This is a genomic window from Streptomyces sp. LBL, from assembly GCF_029893585.1.
Taxonomy (GTDB): Bacteria; Actinomycetota; Actinomycetes; order Streptomycetales; family Streptomycetaceae; genus Streptomyces.
This window is the reverse complement of sequence record NZ_JARXYX010000052.1, coordinates 12,773-27,713: the sequence shown is the minus strand read 5'-3', so window position 1 is coordinate 27,713 and position 14,941 is coordinate 12,773. Positions and strand designations below refer to the sequence as shown.

14 protein-coding genes and 4 pseudogenes are annotated in these 14,941 nt (G+C 69.5%); 7 read left to right on the top strand and 11 right to left on the bottom strand.

Annotation, left to right across the window (positions count from 1 at the left end):
- Nucleotides 1-366 precede the first annotated feature (366 nt).
- Nucleotides 367-545, bottom strand: a pseudogene (locus tag M2271_RS39900) (transcriptional repressor); the annotation flags it as partial.
- Nucleotides 546-874: 329 nt separating this feature from the next.
- On the opposite strand from M2271_RS39900, the gene M2271_RS39895 reads away from it, so the two are divergent.
- Nucleotides 875-2,344, top strand: coding sequence for a catalase (locus M2271_RS39895; RefSeq protein ID WP_280892369.1), 1,470 nt, complete (start codon nucleotides 875-877; stop codon nucleotides 2,342-2,344).
- A 147-nt stretch (nucleotides 2,345-2,491) separates the two neighbouring features.
- Here the strand turns inward: M2271_RS39895 and M2271_RS39890 are convergent.
- The 4 genes and pseudogenes from M2271_RS39890 to M2271_RS39875 form a co-directional block, all read right to left on the bottom strand.
- Nucleotides 2,492-2,586: pseudogene (locus tag M2271_RS39890) on the bottom strand (histidine kinase); the annotation flags it as partial.
- A 150-nt stretch (nucleotides 2,587-2,736) separates the two neighbouring features.
- Nucleotides 2,737-3,069 (bottom strand): ketopantoate reductase C-terminal domain-containing protein, encoded by a 333-nt coding sequence (locus M2271_RS39885; protein WP_280892368.1) that lies wholly within the window; start codon nucleotides 3,067-3,069, stop codon nucleotides 2,737-2,739.
- A gap of 205 nt (nucleotides 3,070-3,274) precedes the next feature.
- Nucleotides 3,275-3,742: pseudogene (locus M2271_RS39880) on the bottom strand (2-dehydropantoate 2-reductase N-terminal domain-containing protein); the annotation flags it as partial.
- Nucleotides 3,739-4,599, bottom strand: a complete 861-nt coding sequence (locus M2271_RS39875) for an aldehyde dehydrogenase family protein (RefSeq protein WP_280892367.1) — start codon at nucleotides 4,597-4,599, stop codon at nucleotides 3,739-3,741. The gene M2271_RS39875 and the pseudogene M2271_RS39880, both read right to left, overlap by 4 nt.
- Before the next feature lie 175 nt (nucleotides 4,600-4,774).
- On the opposite strand from M2271_RS39875, the gene M2271_RS39870 reads away from it, so the two are divergent.
- A complete protein-coding gene (locus M2271_RS39870; protein WP_280892366.1) occupies nucleotides 4,775-5,095 on the top strand; it encodes a hypothetical protein in 321 nt (106 codons plus the stop codon).
- Between the two features lie 47 nt (nucleotides 5,096-5,142).
- On the opposite strand, the gene M2271_RS39865 is transcribed toward M2271_RS39870, so the two are convergent.
- Both M2271_RS39865 and M2271_RS39860 read right to left on the bottom strand, forming a co-directional pair.
- Complete coding sequence (locus tag M2271_RS39865; RefSeq protein ID WP_280892365.1) at nucleotides 5,143-5,778, bottom strand: peroxiredoxin; 636 nt, start codon at nucleotides 5,776-5,778, stop codon at nucleotides 5,143-5,145.
- A 117-nt stretch (nucleotides 5,779-5,895) separates the two neighbouring features.
- A pseudogene (locus M2271_RS39860) lies at nucleotides 5,896-7,047 on the bottom strand (NADP-dependent malic enzyme); the annotation flags it as partial.
- A gap of 421 nt (nucleotides 7,048-7,468) precedes the next feature.
- Between M2271_RS39860 and M2271_RS39855 the strand changes: the two are divergent.
- On the top strand, nucleotides 7,469-8,884 hold the full coding sequence (locus tag M2271_RS39855; protein WP_280892364.1) for an MFS transporter: 1,416 nt from the start codon (nucleotides 7,469-7,471) through the stop codon (nucleotides 8,882-8,884).
- Nucleotides 8,885-8,998: 114 nt separating this feature from the next.
- On the opposite strand, the gene M2271_RS39850 is transcribed toward M2271_RS39855, so the two are convergent.
- Entirely contained in the window at nucleotides 8,999-9,559 is a 561-nt protein-coding gene (locus M2271_RS39850; RefSeq protein ID WP_280892363.1) for a hypothetical protein, read from the bottom strand.
- 239 nt (nucleotides 9,560-9,798) lie between these two features.
- Here M2271_RS39850 and M2271_RS39845 point away from each other — a divergent pair, with 239 nt between their 5' ends.
- The 3 genes from M2271_RS39845 (at nucleotide 9,799) to cynS (ending at nucleotide 11,757) form a co-directional block, all read left to right on the top strand.
- On the top strand, nucleotides 9,799-10,407 hold the full coding sequence (locus M2271_RS39845) for a TetR/AcrR family transcriptional regulator (protein ID WP_280892362.1): 609 nt from the start codon (nucleotides 9,799-9,801) through the stop codon (nucleotides 10,405-10,407).
- Between the two features lie 160 nt (nucleotides 10,408-10,567).
- The gene (locus M2271_RS39840) at nucleotides 10,568-11,317 is read left to right on the top strand and encodes an isochorismatase family protein (protein ID WP_280892361.1); all 750 of its coding nucleotides are present in this window, start codon (nucleotides 10,568-10,570) and stop codon (nucleotides 11,315-11,317) included.
- The gene (gene cynS / locus M2271_RS39835; protein WP_280892360.1) at nucleotides 11,314-11,757 is read left to right on the top strand and encodes a cyanase; all 444 of its coding nucleotides are present in this window, start codon (nucleotides 11,314-11,316) and stop codon (nucleotides 11,755-11,757) included. The genes M2271_RS39840 and cynS overlap by 4 nt, the downstream gene beginning before the upstream one ends.
- A 458-nt stretch (nucleotides 11,758-12,215) precedes the next feature.
- Here cynS and M2271_RS39830 read toward each other — a convergent pair whose 3' ends face one another.
- Together M2271_RS39830 and M2271_RS39825 are read right to left on the bottom strand one after the other, a co-directional pair.
- Nucleotides 12,216-12,530: an antibiotic biosynthesis monooxygenase gene (locus tag M2271_RS39830; protein WP_280892359.1), complete on the bottom strand. Its 315-nt coding sequence runs from the start codon at nucleotides 12,528-12,530 to the stop codon at nucleotides 12,216-12,218.
- A 2-nt stretch (nucleotides 12,531-12,532) separates the two neighbouring features.
- Nucleotides 12,533-13,387, bottom strand: coding sequence for an alpha/beta hydrolase (locus M2271_RS39825; protein WP_280892358.1), 855 nt, complete (start codon nucleotides 13,385-13,387; stop codon nucleotides 12,533-12,535).
- Between the two features lie 126 nt (nucleotides 13,388-13,513).
- Here M2271_RS39825 and M2271_RS39820 point away from each other — a divergent pair, with 126 nt between their 5' ends.
- Nucleotides 13,514-13,999, top strand: a complete 486-nt coding sequence (locus M2271_RS39820) for a helix-turn-helix domain-containing protein (protein WP_280892357.1) — start codon at nucleotides 13,514-13,516, stop codon at nucleotides 13,997-13,999.
- A 101-nt stretch (nucleotides 14,000-14,100) separates the two neighbouring features.
- Here M2271_RS39820 and M2271_RS39815 read toward each other — a convergent pair whose 3' ends face one another.
- On the bottom strand, nucleotides 14,101-14,889 hold the full coding sequence (locus M2271_RS39815) for an enoyl-CoA hydratase/isomerase family protein (protein ID WP_280892356.1): 789 nt from the start codon (nucleotides 14,887-14,889) through the stop codon (nucleotides 14,101-14,103).
- Between the last annotated feature and the right edge of the window lie 52 nt (nucleotides 14,890-14,941).

Genomic DNA, 14,941 nt, shown 5'->3' with positions numbered 1-14,941 from the left:
CCCGACGGCGCCCACCACCCGTTACCTGGTCGACCTCATCACGGCCCCGGCGTCCCCCAGAAGATGGACGCGGTCGTCCAGTTGCGGCTCAAGCCCGGCCTGGCCCGCGCCCTGTCCAGCCTCACGGCCAAAAACTCGCCGCCGTCCTCGCCCACCTCATCGAGACCGAAGCCCCGCCGCAACGGCACCGCACCCGACATCCTCGGCGTCACCGACGGCAAGCTCTTCCTCACGCAGGCCAAGAACAGCCGCCCCGGTCCGCCCGGTTGTGCGGACATGCGTGCCGTACCCGGCGACCGGACACCATCTCCAGCCGCACTTCCGGCCGGCACCACCGCTCCGCCGACTGATGCGGGTGCAGACGGGGGCTCGCTTGTCCGTGGCGATCTCCAGCACCTCGCCGAGCGAGACAAGCAGGATTTTACAGACGGCCGCCCGGGAGATCTCGGAAAGCTCGCCACGGCGCGAGCGTGTACCTCATCGGCCGTCAGGTGCACATGGCCACCGTCGAGGACCTCGGCCACGACGCGCCGCTGCGCGGTCATGCGCCAGCCTCGCCCGCACAGTCGTTCCAAAAGGTGCCGTCCATCTTCTTGGAGGATCACGGCCATCAACTGATCCCGCTTCACAGAGAGTTGGCCGACGTCCTTCTTCGTGCGGACCCTGATCAGCCATCGGGCTCCTACTCACGATCCCAGGGGCCCTCCATCCGCGATACAGCCAGCGGGTCCCGGCCGTTCGGTATTCGGCCGAGCCCACTGGCTGCGATGCACAGCCATCAGTCGAACAGGTAGAATTTTAGAGCAGTCCTTGATCTAGACATTGTCTATTGTAGGATGAGGTTGGAACTGTCCGAGGGGCAGGGTTGGAAGCAATGACGCAGGAGGCGCACGTGACGCAGGGACCGCTTACGACGGAGGCCGGAGCGCCGGTCGCCGACAACCAGAACAGCGAGACCGCGGGCGTCGGCGGACCCGTCCTGGTCCAGGACCAGCTCCTGCTGGAGAAGCTCGCCCACTTCAACCGCGAGCGCATCCCGGAGCGCGTCGTCCACGCACGTGGCGCGGGCGCCTACGGGACCTTCACGGTGACCGCCGACGTCACGCCGTACACGCGTGCCGCCTTCCTCTCCGAGGTGGGCAAGCAGACCGAGACGTTCCTGCGGTTCTCGACCGTGGCCGGCAACCTCGGTGCCGCGGACGCCGTGCGTGACCCGCGCGGCTGGGCGCTGAAGTTCTACACCGAAGAGGGCAACTACGACCTCGTCGGCAACAACACCCCGGTGTTCTTCATCAAGGACGCCATCAAGTTCCCCGACTTCATCCACACCCAGAAGCGCGACCCGTACACGGGCAGCCAGGAGGCGGACAACGTCTGGGACTTCTGGGGTCTGTCCCCCGAGTCCACGCACCAGGTGACCTGGCTGTTCGGCGACCGCGGCATTCCCGCGTCGTACCGCCACATGAACGGCTACGGCTCGCACACCTACCAGTGGAACAACGAGGCCGGCGAGGTCTTCTGGGTCAAGTACCACTTCAAGACGGACCAGGGGATCAAGAACCTGACCACCGAGGAGGCCGTCCGCCTCTCCGGCGTCGACCCCGACTCGCACCAGCGCGACCTGCGCGAGTCGATCGAGCGCGGCGAGTTCCCGAGCTGGACCGTGCAGGTGCAGATCATGCCGGCGGCCGACGCGGCCACCTACCGCTTCAACCCGTTCGACCTCACCAAGGTGTGGCCGCACGAGGACTACCCGCCCATCGAGATCGGCAAGCTGGAGCTCAACCGCAACCCGGAGAACATCTTCGCCGAGGTCGAGCAGAGCATCTTCTCGCCCGCCCACTTCGTGCCGGGCATCGGTCCCTCCCCGGACAAGATGCTCCAGGGCCGCCTCTTCGCGTACGGCGACGCCCACCGCTACCGCGTCGGCGTCAACGCCGACCACCTGCCGGTGAACCGCCCGCACGCCACCGAGGCGCGCACCAACTCGCGCGACGGCCACCTGTACGACGGCCGCCACAAGGGCGCCAAGAACTACGAACCGAACTCCTTCGGCGGCCCGTTCCAGACGGACAGGCCGCTGTGGGTGTCCACCGCCGTCACCGGTGACACCGGCAGCCACGAGGCCCCCTCGCACGCCGAGGACAACGACTTCGTGCAGGCGGGCAACCTCTACCGCCTGATGTCGGAGGACGAGAAGAGCCGCCTGGTCGACAACCTCGCCGGCTTCATCGCCAAGGTCTCCCGCGACGACATCACCGAGCGCGCCATCGACAACTTCCGCCAGGCGGACGGCGACTTCGGCAAGCGCCTGGAAGTCGCCGTCCAAGCCCTGCGTGGCTGACCCGGGATCGGACCGCTTACGGTGAGCGGAGGGCCGGATTTCCGTACGTCTCGTACGGGGTCCGGCCCTCTCGCGTATCAGCTCGCGAACTGCCTTCGGCGCCCAGCAGAGGATGATGTCACGCACCGAGACGATGCCGACCGGCTACCCGTGGTCCAGACGGTCAGATGGCAGAAGCCTTCGTGGGACATGGCCTGTGCGGCCTCCTCCATCGTCCGGGACGGGGCGGCGAGGACGACGTTCGGTCGCAGTGCGGACGACTGAATCGCAATTTTGCAAGCGGGGGATTTTCGTCTCCGCCGTTTCGGTCGGCCTGGAGCGATGAACCTTGCTCTCAGGATTCCGTAACTCTATGTAACAGGCCGCGGGAAGTGGGGCGGTTCGAGCCGAGCTCACGACGGTGTGACCGGCTTCCGGTTGTGCACGCGCAGGCGCAGGACGGCAAGGTCGACGAGCGGGGTGGGGATGTCCAGATCTGTTGCCGCGGAGGACAACGAGGCCAGGACGTGCTCCACTTCGGTCGGGCGCTGGTCGGTCATGTCCCGGTACATCGACGGAGCGAACGGCGAGCCTTCCTGGGTCACCATGGTCCGCAGCCCCTGCACCTGGGCTGCGGACAAGGGGTGCTTGGCGCCCGCCGCGACCGCTGTGGTCTCCTCCAGGACGGCGGCGGCGAAATCCGGGCCGCCCGGCACCGCCGCCACCTCCCCGATCGTGCCGGTCATGAGGCAGGTGATGACGGACACGGTGCTGATGAACACCCACTTGTGCCACATGGCTGTGCTGGCCTCGGCCGGACACGCTGAAGGCGAATCCGGCCGAGGCCAGCACACCGGCGGCGGCACGCACGCGGTCGGACACCTCCCCGGTCAGCTCCCCGATCTCCATGACAGCTGTCGGACCGCCGAAGATGACAGCGCCGTCGGCCGCGAGATGGGCAACGGCCCTGACCACTCCGCCGAGTACCGATCCCGGGAAGCGCTCGGTGAGGGCCTTGAGATGGTCGATCCCGTTGAGAAAGGGAATGATGACACTGCTCTCGCCGACCGCGGGCGTCACGTCGGTCAGGGCCGTGTCCAGGGCCTCCGCCTTCACCGCCAACAGGATCACGTCGTACGGGTCTGCGAGCTCCTGCGCCGTCACCAACCGGGGGATCACGGCCTCGTCACCGTCAGGGCCCGACAGACGCAGGCCCGTGGTCCGCAGGGCGGCGGCGCGTCCCGGCCTAACCAGGAAGGTCACGTCGCGCCCCGCCTGGGCCAGCCGGGCGCCGAAGTATCCGCCCGTCGCCCCGGCGCCCACGACGAGGACGCGCTTCGTCGTGCTCCTTGCGCTCAGCTCGCTTACGGCACCCGCGGCAGTTCGGCGGCCGGCGTGCTCCGGCGTTGTTGAAGTCATCCGCACTCAGTTTCCCGTCGGTGTGTGGAGGTGTGAGCCTGCGGCCGGCCGGTGGTCGTGTCGCTGGGCACGACGACGAACTGCCGCAGATGCAGGTCGCGGAAGGTCACCGGACCGCGGGGCCCGGGAATCCGGTCGATGCTGATCCCGGTTTCGGGCAGCCGTAGCAGCTTGTAGCCGTCGAGGAGGCGTGTGGTGGAGTTCCAGAACACCCCGGTGCCGGTGTAGGCGTCGATGAACTGCGCGGCGGTGGCCGGATCCTGGGTGGCGATGGCGGCCGCGAGTCCGGAGGTTTCCTGGTGGGCGATGCGTGCGGCGTGCAGCGGTCCGTTCGCGGGAGCGACGGTGACGGTCGCGGCGCGTGTGGGGTCCAGGGACCATTCGTAGCCGAGCGGGTGCGGGTGCGGGTGCAGTGAGGCGGCCACGCCGACGCGGTCCAGGGTGGCCAGGACGCCGGGCAGCAGCCGGTCGTAGCAGGACCGGTCGATGAGGAGGAGGTTGAGCCGGTTGCAGACGCCCAGCCGGTCGAGGCTTTCGACGATGAGGCGGTGCACGGTCTCCTCGTCCGCCGCGGGGCCCGCGTAGAGCACCCCGCCGCCGTCGGCGTGGGCCAGGGTTCGGACGCCGTGCCGCGCCGCCGCACGGCTGAGGTCCCGGGTGCTCTTGCCGCTCCCGCGCAGAATGACCAGCGGGATCAGTTCGGGGAGGGAAACCAGTGCATGGGCTGCGGTGTGGTCCGCGCCGGGCAGGAGCTGGAGCACGTCGGGATCCAGGCCGGCCCCGCTCAGGGCGGGCCGGATGACTTGGCACATCAAGGCCCGGGACGAACGCAGGGCGGCGGACCCTGTGCGCAGCACGCCCGCGTTTGCGTGACTTGAGGAGCTGGGACGCTATGTCGAGGGTCACGTTGGGACGTGCTTCGAAATTCGCGCCGATGACGCCGACCGGCCGTCGGCGCTCAGACAGCGTCAGGCCGTCCGGACGCACCTCGATGACCGTGTCCCCCGGTTCGTGCGGTACGGCGGCCAGCGCATGCAACTGGGCCTGCATGGAGTCGAGTCGGGCATCGGTCAGCCGCAAACGGTCCTGGACGCCCTCCGACATGCCGATGGCCACCGCTGCTTCGACGTCCTGGTCGTTCGCCGCCAGCAGGGCGCTGCGGGCTTCTTCCAGACGCTTCGCCATGCGGCGCAGTGCGGCGTCGATGTCCTTGTCAGGTGCGTCCACGACAGCGGCAGCGCCTGCGGCGGCCCGGGCCGCGTAGGCGCGCACGGCTTGCTCGGCATCGCTTCTCCGGTCGTGTTCGGCGTGTGTCACAGCGGCGTCCTCTCCTGGCCGGGGCTGCCCCCGTGAACGCTCGCCGTGATCGCGGGGCCGGTGGCCCGGGCCGTAGCTGTCGGTCAGGTGCGGTCCGGCTGTGCGGTGTAGCGCAGGTAGGGCTTGACCGTGCGGTATCCGGGGAAGCGTTCGGCGGCGTCGGTGTCGCTGACCGCCGGCGTGATGATGACGTCCTCGCCGTCCTGCCAGTCCGCGGGCGTGGCGACCTGGTGCTCCGCGGTGAGCTGGAGGGAGTCGATGACGCGGAGGATCTCGGCGAAGTTCCGGCCCGTGCTGGCCGGGTAAGTGAGCGTCAGCTTGATCCGCTTGTTCGGACCGATGACGAACACGGACCGGACGGTGGCGGTGTCGGAGGCGTTGGGGTGGATCATGCCGTACAGGTCGGAGACCGTGCGGTCCACGTCCGCGATCATCGGGAAGCCGACGCTGTGGCCCTGGGTCTCGGCGATGTCCGCGGACCAGGCCCTGTGGTCTTCGGCGCTGTCGACGGAAACCGCCGCCACCCGTGTGTTGCGCCGGGCGAACTCGTCGCTGAGCGAGGCGACGGCGCCGAGTTCCGTCGTGCACACGGGGGTGAAGTCGGCGGGGTGCGAGAAGAGAACCCCCCAGCTGTCCCCCAGCCAGTCGTAGAAGCGGATCTCACCACTCGCGGTAGGGGCCGTGAAGTCGGGGGCGGTGTCTCCCAGTTGCAGCGCCACTGTCGTTTCCTTCGTCGATGACAACCAAAATCGATATAACCGTAACCACTACAGCTATTACACGCAAGGCTCGAGCGACCGGACCGGCGGCTCACCGGCCTCGCGCCCGCAGTCATGTCACAGGCGCGCCACACCGTCCGCCCGCGCGGCAGCGGCCACGGCGGCGGTGACGGCGGGGGCGACCCGGGGGTCGAACGGGGAGGGGACGACCCGGTCGGCGGCGAGTTCGCCGGCGAGGACCGCGGCCAGCGCCTCGGCGGCGGCGAGCTTCATTCCCTCGGTGATCGCGGACGCCCGGACCTGGAGGGCGCCGGCGAAGACGCCGGGGAAGGCCAGCACGTTGTTGATCTGATTGGGAAAGTCGGAGCGCCCGGTCGCCACCACGGCGGCGTACTTGCGGGCCACGTCCGGGTGGACCTCCGGGGTCGGGTTGGCCATCGCGAAGATGAAGGAGCCCGGGGCCATCGTGGCCACCACCTGCTCCGGGACCGTGCCGCCGGAGACTCCGATGAAGACGTCGGCTCCGGCCAGGGCCGACTCCAGTGAGCCGGTCAGCCCTGCCTTGTTGGTGTACGCCGCCAGGTCGCGCTTGACCGGATTGAGGTCGTCGCGGTCCGGGTGCACCACTCCCCTGCGGTCGGTGACCGCCACGTCCCCGGCCCCGGCCTCGACGAGGATTCTGGCGATGGCGACACCGGCCGCGCCGGCCCCCGAGATCACCACCCGCAGGTCACCGAGCGGCCGGCCCGTCAGGGTGCAGGCGTTGCGCAGTGCCGCCAGGGTGACGATGGCGGTGCCGTGCTGGTCGTCATGGAAGACCGGGATGTCGAGCCGGGCTTTGAGCGCGTCCTCGATCTCGAAGCAGCGCGGCGCCGAGATGTCCTCCAGATTGACTCCGCCGAAGGACGGCGCAAGCCGCACGACGGTCTCGACGATCTCGTCCACGCCGGTGCAGGAGAGTGCGATCGGCACCGCATTCACCCCGCCGAACTGCTTGAACAGGATGGCCTTGCCCTCCATGACCGGCAGGGACGCCTCCGGGCCGATGTCACCGAGGCCCAGCACCGCCGTCCCGTCGGTGACGACCGCGACCACCTGCGACTTCCAGGTGTAGTCGTGCACCAGCTCGGGCCGGTCCGCGATGGCCCTGCAGACCTCGGCCACCCCCGGCGTGTACGCCAGTGACAGATCGGAGGCGTCGCGCACCGTAACGGTGGGGGTCACCTGCATCTTTCCGCCACGGTGCAGGGCAAAGACCGGGTCCGTGGTCCGCGTGGGGCCGGATGCCGGCCGCCTCTTCCCCGCCGCGCTGCCGTGTCCGGTGCCGACCGCCTGTGTTGCCATCGCCGCATCCCCTGCCTGCCCGTGATAGAAATAACTGTAAGCCATTAGGTTATATCGCAGGGAGAGGCGGACGCCTACCGTCGGCAAGGGGAGCCGGCCTTGAGAGCGGTTTGAAAGCCGTACTGAGCCGTGGTTGACTCCGATCGATCCGAGGCGCCCGCCCGCTCCGGGGCCCTTCGCGGACCGGTCACCGAGCTCGCCTGCGCTCACGGAAGGACGTCGGATGGCGCACTGCAACTCCCTGCCGGCAAGAAACGGCTCAACGACGTCATCGGCCTGCGCCGGCACGAAACACAGAGCACCAAGGTTCAGTGACCGAACTGACAAGTCGCCGAAAGGGTGGCCCATGACCCGGCTCGACCAGAACCCCAACGCGGCCCCGGCCCGGCCAACGACCCCGTCCGGCACGTCCGTGCCACCGGGGGCACAGCCGTCGCGCAACGCCCGGTCCACCCTTGCCGTGACCAGCGCGGCCACCGCGGTGGCGCTCATGACCTACACGGCGCCGATGGTGACGCTCCCCGAGACCGCCGCCGACCTGCACACGCCCCTTTCCGCGCAGGCCTGGCTGCTGAACGGCACCCCCCTGGGGCTCGCCGCTCTGCTCCTGGTGGCCGGCAGCCTCGCCGACGACTACGGCCGACGCCGGCTGTTCCTGGCCGGCACAGCCGCTCTCGGCCTCACCACGGCACTGGGCGCGCTGACCACGTCGACCTGGCTGTTCACGGCGGCCAGGATCGCGCAGGGCGCGGCGAGCGCGGCCATCCTGGCCAGCAGCCTGGGGCTGATCGTCCAGGCGTTTCCGACGCCCAGGGGCCGCCTGCACGCGACGGGCGTGTGGGGCGCGTGCGTCAGCGCAGGCATCGCGGTGGGCCCGCTGGTCGCCGGAGCGATGCCCAGTTGGCGTATCGCCTATGCGGTCCTGGGCGCGGCGGCGCTGATCGTCGCGGCGTCCGGCGTCCGTCCGCTGACGGAATCGCGCGCACCCGACCGCGGTCGCCCCGACATCGCCGGCGCCCTGGTGTTCAGCCTGGCGCTGGTAGCGCTGGTGGCCGCGCTGACGCTCGGCCGTGACGGATGGCTGCGTGCGCCGGTCGGTGTCCTGCTCGCCGTGGCAGTGCTGCTCACTGCCGCTTTCGCGGTCGTCGAACGCCGTAACCGCACGCCGATGATCGACCTCGGCCTGCTGCGGCGCCCCCGATTCTTGGCCTCCTCCGTGGCCGGTCTGTTCACCGGGCTGGCCGTCATCGGCCTGTTCAGCTACCTGCCCTCGCTGCTGCAGAAGAGCCTCGGGATGTCGGCGATCGTCACCGCGTGGCTCCTCATGCTGTGGTCCGGCATCTCTTTCGCGGTGGCGCTGCAGGCCCGGCGACTGGCCGGGCGGATCTCACCGCGCCACCAGCTTGCGCTGGGATTCGTCCTGCACGCCGGCGGCGCGCTGGCCCTGCTGGGCTCGATCGCCGCGGACTCCTGGCCGCGGCTGCTGCCGGGCCTGGTGGTGGCCGGTATCGGCAGCGGCCTGCTCAACGCCGCCCTCCCGCTGCTGTCCGTCGAGGCGGTCCCGGCCGAGCGGGCGGCCATGGGGTCCGGGGCCCAGCAGACCTTCCGCTACATCGGCTCGTGCGCCGGAGTGGCGATGACCATCGCGATCGTGACCTCCGCGGGATCGGCGGCACACGGAGCGGACATCGCCGTGATCGTCTCGGCGGCACTCGCCGTGCTCGCGGCCGTCGGTGTGGTCGTCCTGCGGGAAAGGGCCTGAGCACACCGGGGCGCCGAGCCGTACGCCGGCTCCACCCGGGGGGACACTCGACCGTTCTGCCGCGCGTCCACGCCTCGAAGGGCTGAGTGTCACCCGCCGGCATGGCCGATGGGTTCAGTCGGAGGAGCGGGTCGCCCTGGCCGGGGCGGAGGAGCTGTAGAAGACCGACCGGCCCCGCTTCGTCCGCCTGGCCCGGCCCTGCGCCACGAGCGCCTCCAGGGTGGCACGCACCACGGTGGCCTTGATTCGCCGGCCCGGATGAGCCCGGGCGATGTCCGCGGAGACCTCCGCGGCCGAGCGGGGTTCGGACTGACCGGCCAGGTGACCGCAGACCAGGTCCACCAAGGTGAGCTCGGAGGCCTTGCGTGCCTGGTGCGCCTCTGGGGTTCCCGGCTCGCCCGGAGCATCAGTCTGCCCCCTGGGCGCCGTTTCCTCTGACGCCGCGGCCGGCGTGGAGGGTGCCGCCTGGTCCGCACCCTGGCCGCCCAGCGCCTGCCTCACACCCAGCAGCACGCCGCGCTCCCGTTGCAGGGCATCCAGCCGCTGCTGCAGCCCCTCCATCTCCTGTCCGATGCGTTCCTGTTCCTCGGCATTGTGCGTCAGGTCCTGTTCCACCCGGGCGATGTACTGCGACACCAAGCCGTCAGCCTGAACGGCGACATCAGACACGTCCACTTGACCTCTCATCCATCACGTCGCGGCGGCGGCTCGCCCCTTTCGGGAACATGACCCCACCCGCCGCTGCGCAACACACCACCTGGTTCCCCTTTGACCCAGCGTAGGCGGCAGGCGCAACTGACCTGGTCAGCATAGGTCCCAGCACCGAGCGCGAGCATCGGGGAACGCTCGCGTGCCGTTGCGCTCGCCGCGTGCGCGCCAGGCCTGCGCCGCACGGCGTTCTGTAAGCTGTGGCCGTGCCCCGACCCGCCAACCCCCTGGTCCGCGAGAATCTCCTCAACGCGGGACTGGCCCTCTTCCATGCCCAGGGGTACAACGCGGTGGGCATCAAGGAGATCACCGACACGGCGGGCGTGCCCAAGGGCTCGTTCTACAGCTACTACGGCAGCAAGAACGCCTTCGCCGCCGCCGTCCTCGGCCGCTACTGGACGGGCATCGTCCAAACTCACAGCGCCATACTGAGCGACGCGTCGCTACCCCCGGCGCAACGCGTCGTCCGCTTCTTCGAGGCCCTGACTCAGGACCACGCCGAGCAGGGGTTCGCGCTGGGCTGCCTGATCGGCAACCTCGCCCTCGAACTGTCCGACCAGAACGAAGAGGCGCGCGAGGAGTTGGCCTCCATCATGGCTCGGTGGTCGGCCCTCGTCGCGGGCTGCCTCGCGGAAGCCAGGGACGAGGGCGGGGCGGTCGAAACGCCCGAGGCCGGCGAGTTGGCGTCCATGGTCATCGAGGCGTGGGAGGGCGCGGCCATGCGCGGTCGCGTCGACCGGAGCCGGGCCCCCTACGACCGCTTTCTCACCGTGTCCCTGCCGCGGCTCATCGGCGTCGCGCACGCTCAGGTCTGAGGCGCCGCCCCCCCCGTACCTGTAAAGCCTCTCTCGGTGGACGGAGTTGGCCCGCGTACCTCGTGCGGTTGCAGCACTCCCCCTTCATTCATAGATGACTGGTCATTTATAGTGAGGGGGTTCTCTGCATCCCAAACTCACCTTCTGCTCGGAGTCCACCATGACCTCATCCAGGACCGACGTATACGCGGAGCCGTCCCGGCCCGCGCTTCCGGGAAGCGGCTTCCGGCTCGAACCGGCGCGTACGGCGCTCGTGGTCACCGACCCTCAGATCGACTTCCTCAGCCCGGACGGCGCCACGTGGGAGATTTTCGGTGCCAGCATCACCGACAATGAGACCGTCCTCCACATCGGCCAACTCCTGGAGGCCGCCAAGGCCGCCGACGTCGCCGTGGCGATCTCGCCCCACTACTACTACCCCTCGGACGACGCCTGGCGGTTCGGCGGTCCGCTGGAGCAGTACATGCACGACGTCAGCATGTTCAGCCGTCGGGGGCCTCTCACTCTCGACGGATTCGAGGGCTCCGGGGCAGATTTCCTGCCCGCCTACCGCGAACACATCCTCGACGGGCGCACCGCCGTCGCCTCACCGCACAAGATCGTGGGACCCGAGTCCAACGACCTCGTCCTCCAGCTGCGCAAGCGGGGCGTCTCACAGGTGCTTCTGGCCGGGATGGCCGCCAACCTGTGCGTCGAGGGCCACCTGCGTGAACTCGTCGAGCAGGGCTTCGAGGTGGTCGTCGTCCGGGACGCCACGGCCGGCCCCCGGCTTCCCGAAGGTGACGGCTACCTGTCCGCTCTCATCAACTTCCGCTACCTGGCCGCCGCGACGTGGACGACGGCCGAGGCCGTCGAGGCACTGGCGGGGTCACTGGCATCCTCGTCCCCTGTCAAGGACGCCGCTTCATGAACAGGACGACCCTGACCGAACAGATCGTTGAGACGAGGATCAGGAAGGGGATCACATGGGCTGACGTCGCCCGTGAGCTGGGGGCGAGCAAGGAGTGGGTGACCGCCGCCTGTCTCGACCAGATGACCTTCTCGAAAGACCAGGCGGAAAGGATCGTGTCGATCTTCGAGCTGCCCGTCGAAGCCGTCACCGTCCTGCAGACCCCTCCCACCCGCGGGCTGGACGCCACGGCCGTGGCCGGGGATCCGGTGATCCACCGGCTCCGTGAGATCGTCGCGGTCTACGGTCCCGCGATCAAGGAGCTGATCCACGAGGAGTTCGGTGACGGCATCATGAGCGCCATCGACTTCCGGCTGAGGCTCGACCGCCGCGCGGACCCCAGGGGTGACCGGGTCGAACTCGTCCTCAGCGGGAAGTACCTGCCCTACCCGACCGCCTGAACCGGGGCCCGTTGAGTGCGGCGTGCGCGGGGTGCTCACGCCGCACTCGCCGTCCCCCTGCCGAATCACAAGTGCCGCAGGATCAGCGCCAGTTCCAGGCGCAGCCGTCCTGCGGGAGTGGCGAGGAGAACCCCTGCCGCCGCTCAGCGTGTGCGCGACTGTGCTGTGATGGCGGCAGGCCGACGTGGCGGCTTTGCGACCGACGGTGACGGCCGGGCGTCTGCGCTCTGATCGCCGGCTCGGCCGCCCGGCCGTCTGCTCGAGTCAGGCGCTGACGGCCGAAGGAGAAGGCGTGCGCAGCGCTCTGCCGCCTGTCGGTGGCCGCAGACCGCTGCGCCGTCCATGTCCCGGATGAAGCCGTGCGACGGTCCGGCTGGACGGACAGCCGCGGGCCGGTGGGCCGAATGGCCAGTCCGCCTGTCGTTGCGCCCGGCGGGTCCGGCCGACGCCCCGATCCCCTACTCGGTCACCTGGCCAGGGAGCTTGGCGGCGAGCAGGTTCACCGGCGTGATCGTGGGGAAGGCGCTGAACAGCTCGTCGGCGCGGGCTTCGATCTGCTCCCGCACCTTGCCCTGCAGGTGCGCCTCGCGGTCCTCCTCGGTCTGGAAGGCGTCGAAGATCCGGAAGGAGCTGGGGCCGAGCCGGAAGGAGAACCAGGCCAGGGTGCCTGGCTCCGCGTCGACCAGTGTCTTGGCGTCGACGAGGAACTGGGCCACGTCGTCCTCCTTGCCCGGCTTGGCTTCGAACTCCACGAAGAATCCGTATGAGGGCATGTTCACTTCTCCTGTCGGTTGAGGAAGTCCAGCACCACAGCGCCGAACTCCTCGGGGTACTGGAAGAGGAAGGCATGGCCGGCGCCGCTGTAGAACACCGTCCTGGCGGTCGGCAGCTTCTGGGCCATGGCGAAGGAGTTGCCGGAGTCGACCATGACGTCATGCGAGCCGTTGGCCACCAGGACCGGCAGTTTCAGCTCCTCGAGCCGGGACCAGGCCGAGCCCGTACCGCTGCTCCAGCGCTGGATGGCCTGGAGCTGGTGGGTCCACTGCTCGGGCGGGACGTCCGCCTTGGAGTGCTGAAGACGGGTTTCGAGCCGGGCGAGCGACTCCTTGCCGAGCCGCACGCCCTCGTCGGTGAGCCCGAAGAAGAGGTACAGGAACGCCTCCTGGGAGGGCACCGGTGAGGTCATGTACTCCACGACGCGCTGCTCCAGCTCCGGCGTGCCGGGTACGCCGCCGGGACCGCTGCCGGCCACGATCAGCTTGCGGACCAGCTCGGGGTGGTCGAGCGCCACGAGCTGCGCCACGAAGCCGCCGACCGACCAGCCGAGCAGGTCGACCTCGTCGAGGCCCAGGGCCGTCAGGAAGTCGAACGCCGACTCGGCCATGCCCTCCATGGTCGTCGGTACCTCGCCGGTGCTCTCGCTGACGCCGGCGTTGTCGAAGATGATGACCCGCCGGTCCTGGGCGAGGACTTCGAGGAAGGCGGGGTCCCAGTGGTCGAGGGTGCCGCGGAAGCGCTGCAGCAGGACCAGCGGGGGTACCGGCGCGTCCTTGCCGAAGTCCCGGTAGGCGTACCGGGCCAGACGGCCCTCGACGTGGAGGGTGTCCGCGGTGTCGGAGATGTAGGCCATGAGGGCCCTCCTAGTGGGTTTCGTTTTGCTATCCACGCCAGTTAAGACGGGCTGTGCTCTTTCGTCAAGCCGGTGACCTGCTGAGTAGTATTTGACAACCCATGGGGGTGTGGCTACCCTCGTCGCGTGAGAAGAGCCAGGACACCAGACCCCCGCGTGTGCTCCATCGACGCGGCGATGCGCATCCTGGGCGAGAAGTGGGCTCTGCTGGCCTTGCGCGAGATCGTGTTCGGCGTCCGCCGTTTCGACGACATCGTCTTCAACACCGGTGCCGCCAGGAACATCCTCGCCAGTCGGCTCAAGTCCCTCGAGGCCGCCGGGGTCATCACCAGAGAGCAGTACGAGACGAACCCCGCCCGCTACGAGTACCGCCTGTCCGAGGCGGGCGAGCAGCTGATCACGATCCTGCACACCATCCGTGACTGGGGTGACCGGTACGCCCGGACGGACCCCGAGAACATCGTCACCTTCCGCCACAGCTGCGGTGCCGTGCTGCACCCGGAGACCCACTGCGGCGCGTGCGGTGAGGTTCTGGGGCCCTCGTCCGTCATCACCGCGGACCGCGATGTGCACCAGTCGGATCTCGCCGCGGCGGGTGGGGCCCAGGCCTGACAGCCGCGGCGCCGGACGATCGGCCCCGCGGCGGCGGGCAGTGGTGGCACCTGCTGTCCGCCGCCCGGCCATCCGCCGCTTCATCCTCCCGGTGGCCGAGGTCAGCGCCCGCTGAAGTCCAGCACCGGGCGCGGCTGCCCGGCCCTGAGGGCGTTCACGGCCGACGTCAGACCGGCCTGGGCGTCCTCGGTCTCGAACAGGGGCAGGGCGATGTCGAACATCGCCTCGTCGGCTGCCGCGGTTCCGCCCACGCGCCAGGCCCGCAGCAGTGCCTTGTGCGCGGCGTAGGCCCGGGTGGGGCCGCTGGTGAGCCGGCGTGCGAACGCCGTCGCCTCCGTTTGCAGAGCGGAGTCGTCAAGGACCCGGTTCACCACGCCCGCCTCGGCCATCGACGTGGCCGAGATCTGCTCCGATGTCAGGGCCCACTCGGAGGCGCGGGCCCGCCCGGCCCGCTCGGCGGCCCGGTAGATGCCGCCGAGCAGGGTGACGAGTCCGAGCGACTGCTCGGGGTGGCCGAACCGCGCGCTCTGGGCGGCGAAGATGACGTCGGCACGCAGCGCGAGTTCGAATCCGCCGCCGGCGCACAGGCCCTGCACGGCGGCGACGACCGGGATGGGCAGCCGTTCGAACTCGTTGAAGACGTTCATGTACCGCTCGAACAGGGTGCGCAGCTCGCGTACGTTCATGTCGGGCCAGTCCATGATGTCGCCGCCGAAGCTGAAGTCCGGCCCGTCGGCGCGCAGGAGGACGGCTCGGGCGTCACTGGACGCTATGGCCGCCAGCGCTTCGGCGAGTTCCTCCACAAGGGGCTTGTCCAGGCGGTTCTGGGGCGGGTTTTGCAGCACCACGGTCGCCAGGCGGTCGTCGATCGTGTACGTGAGACGGGGCATGAGGTCCTTCCAGGGGAATGAGCCAGGCTGTCGGCGGCCGGGCGTGCGGAGG

Coding starts and splice junctions, on each gene's coding strand:
- M2271_RS39815 (WP_280892356.1), bottom strand. CDS start 14,889: ATGCCCCGTCTCACGTACACGATCGACGACCGCCTGGCGACCGTGGTG.
- M2271_RS39840 (WP_280892361.1), top strand. CDS start 10,568: ATGACCTCATCCAGGACCGACGTATACGCGGAGCCGTCCCGGCCCGCG.
- M2271_RS39855 (WP_280892364.1), top strand. CDS start 7,469: ATGACCCGGCTCGACCAGAACCCCAACGCGGCCCCGGCCCGGCCAACG.
- M2271_RS39870 (WP_280892366.1), top strand. CDS start 4,775: ATGCAACTGGGCCTGCATGGAGTCGAGTCGGGCATCGGTCAGCCGCAA.
- M2271_RS39895 (WP_280892369.1), top strand. CDS start 875: ATGACGCAGGAGGCGCACGTGACGCAGGGACCGCTTACGACGGAGGCC.
- M2271_RS39825 (WP_280892358.1), bottom strand. CDS start 13,387: ATGGCCTACATCTCCGACACCGCGGACACCCTCCACGTCGAGGGCCGT.
- M2271_RS39885 (WP_280892368.1), bottom strand. CDS start 3,069: ATGACCGGCACGATCGGGGAGGTGGCGGCGGTGCCGGGCGGCCCGGAT.
- cynS (WP_280892360.1), top strand. CDS start 11,314: ATGAACAGGACGACCCTGACCGAACAGATCGTTGAGACGAGGATCAGG.
- M2271_RS39830 (WP_280892359.1), bottom strand. CDS start 12,530: ATGCCCTCATACGGATTCTTCGTGGAGTTCGAAGCCAAGCCGGGCAAG.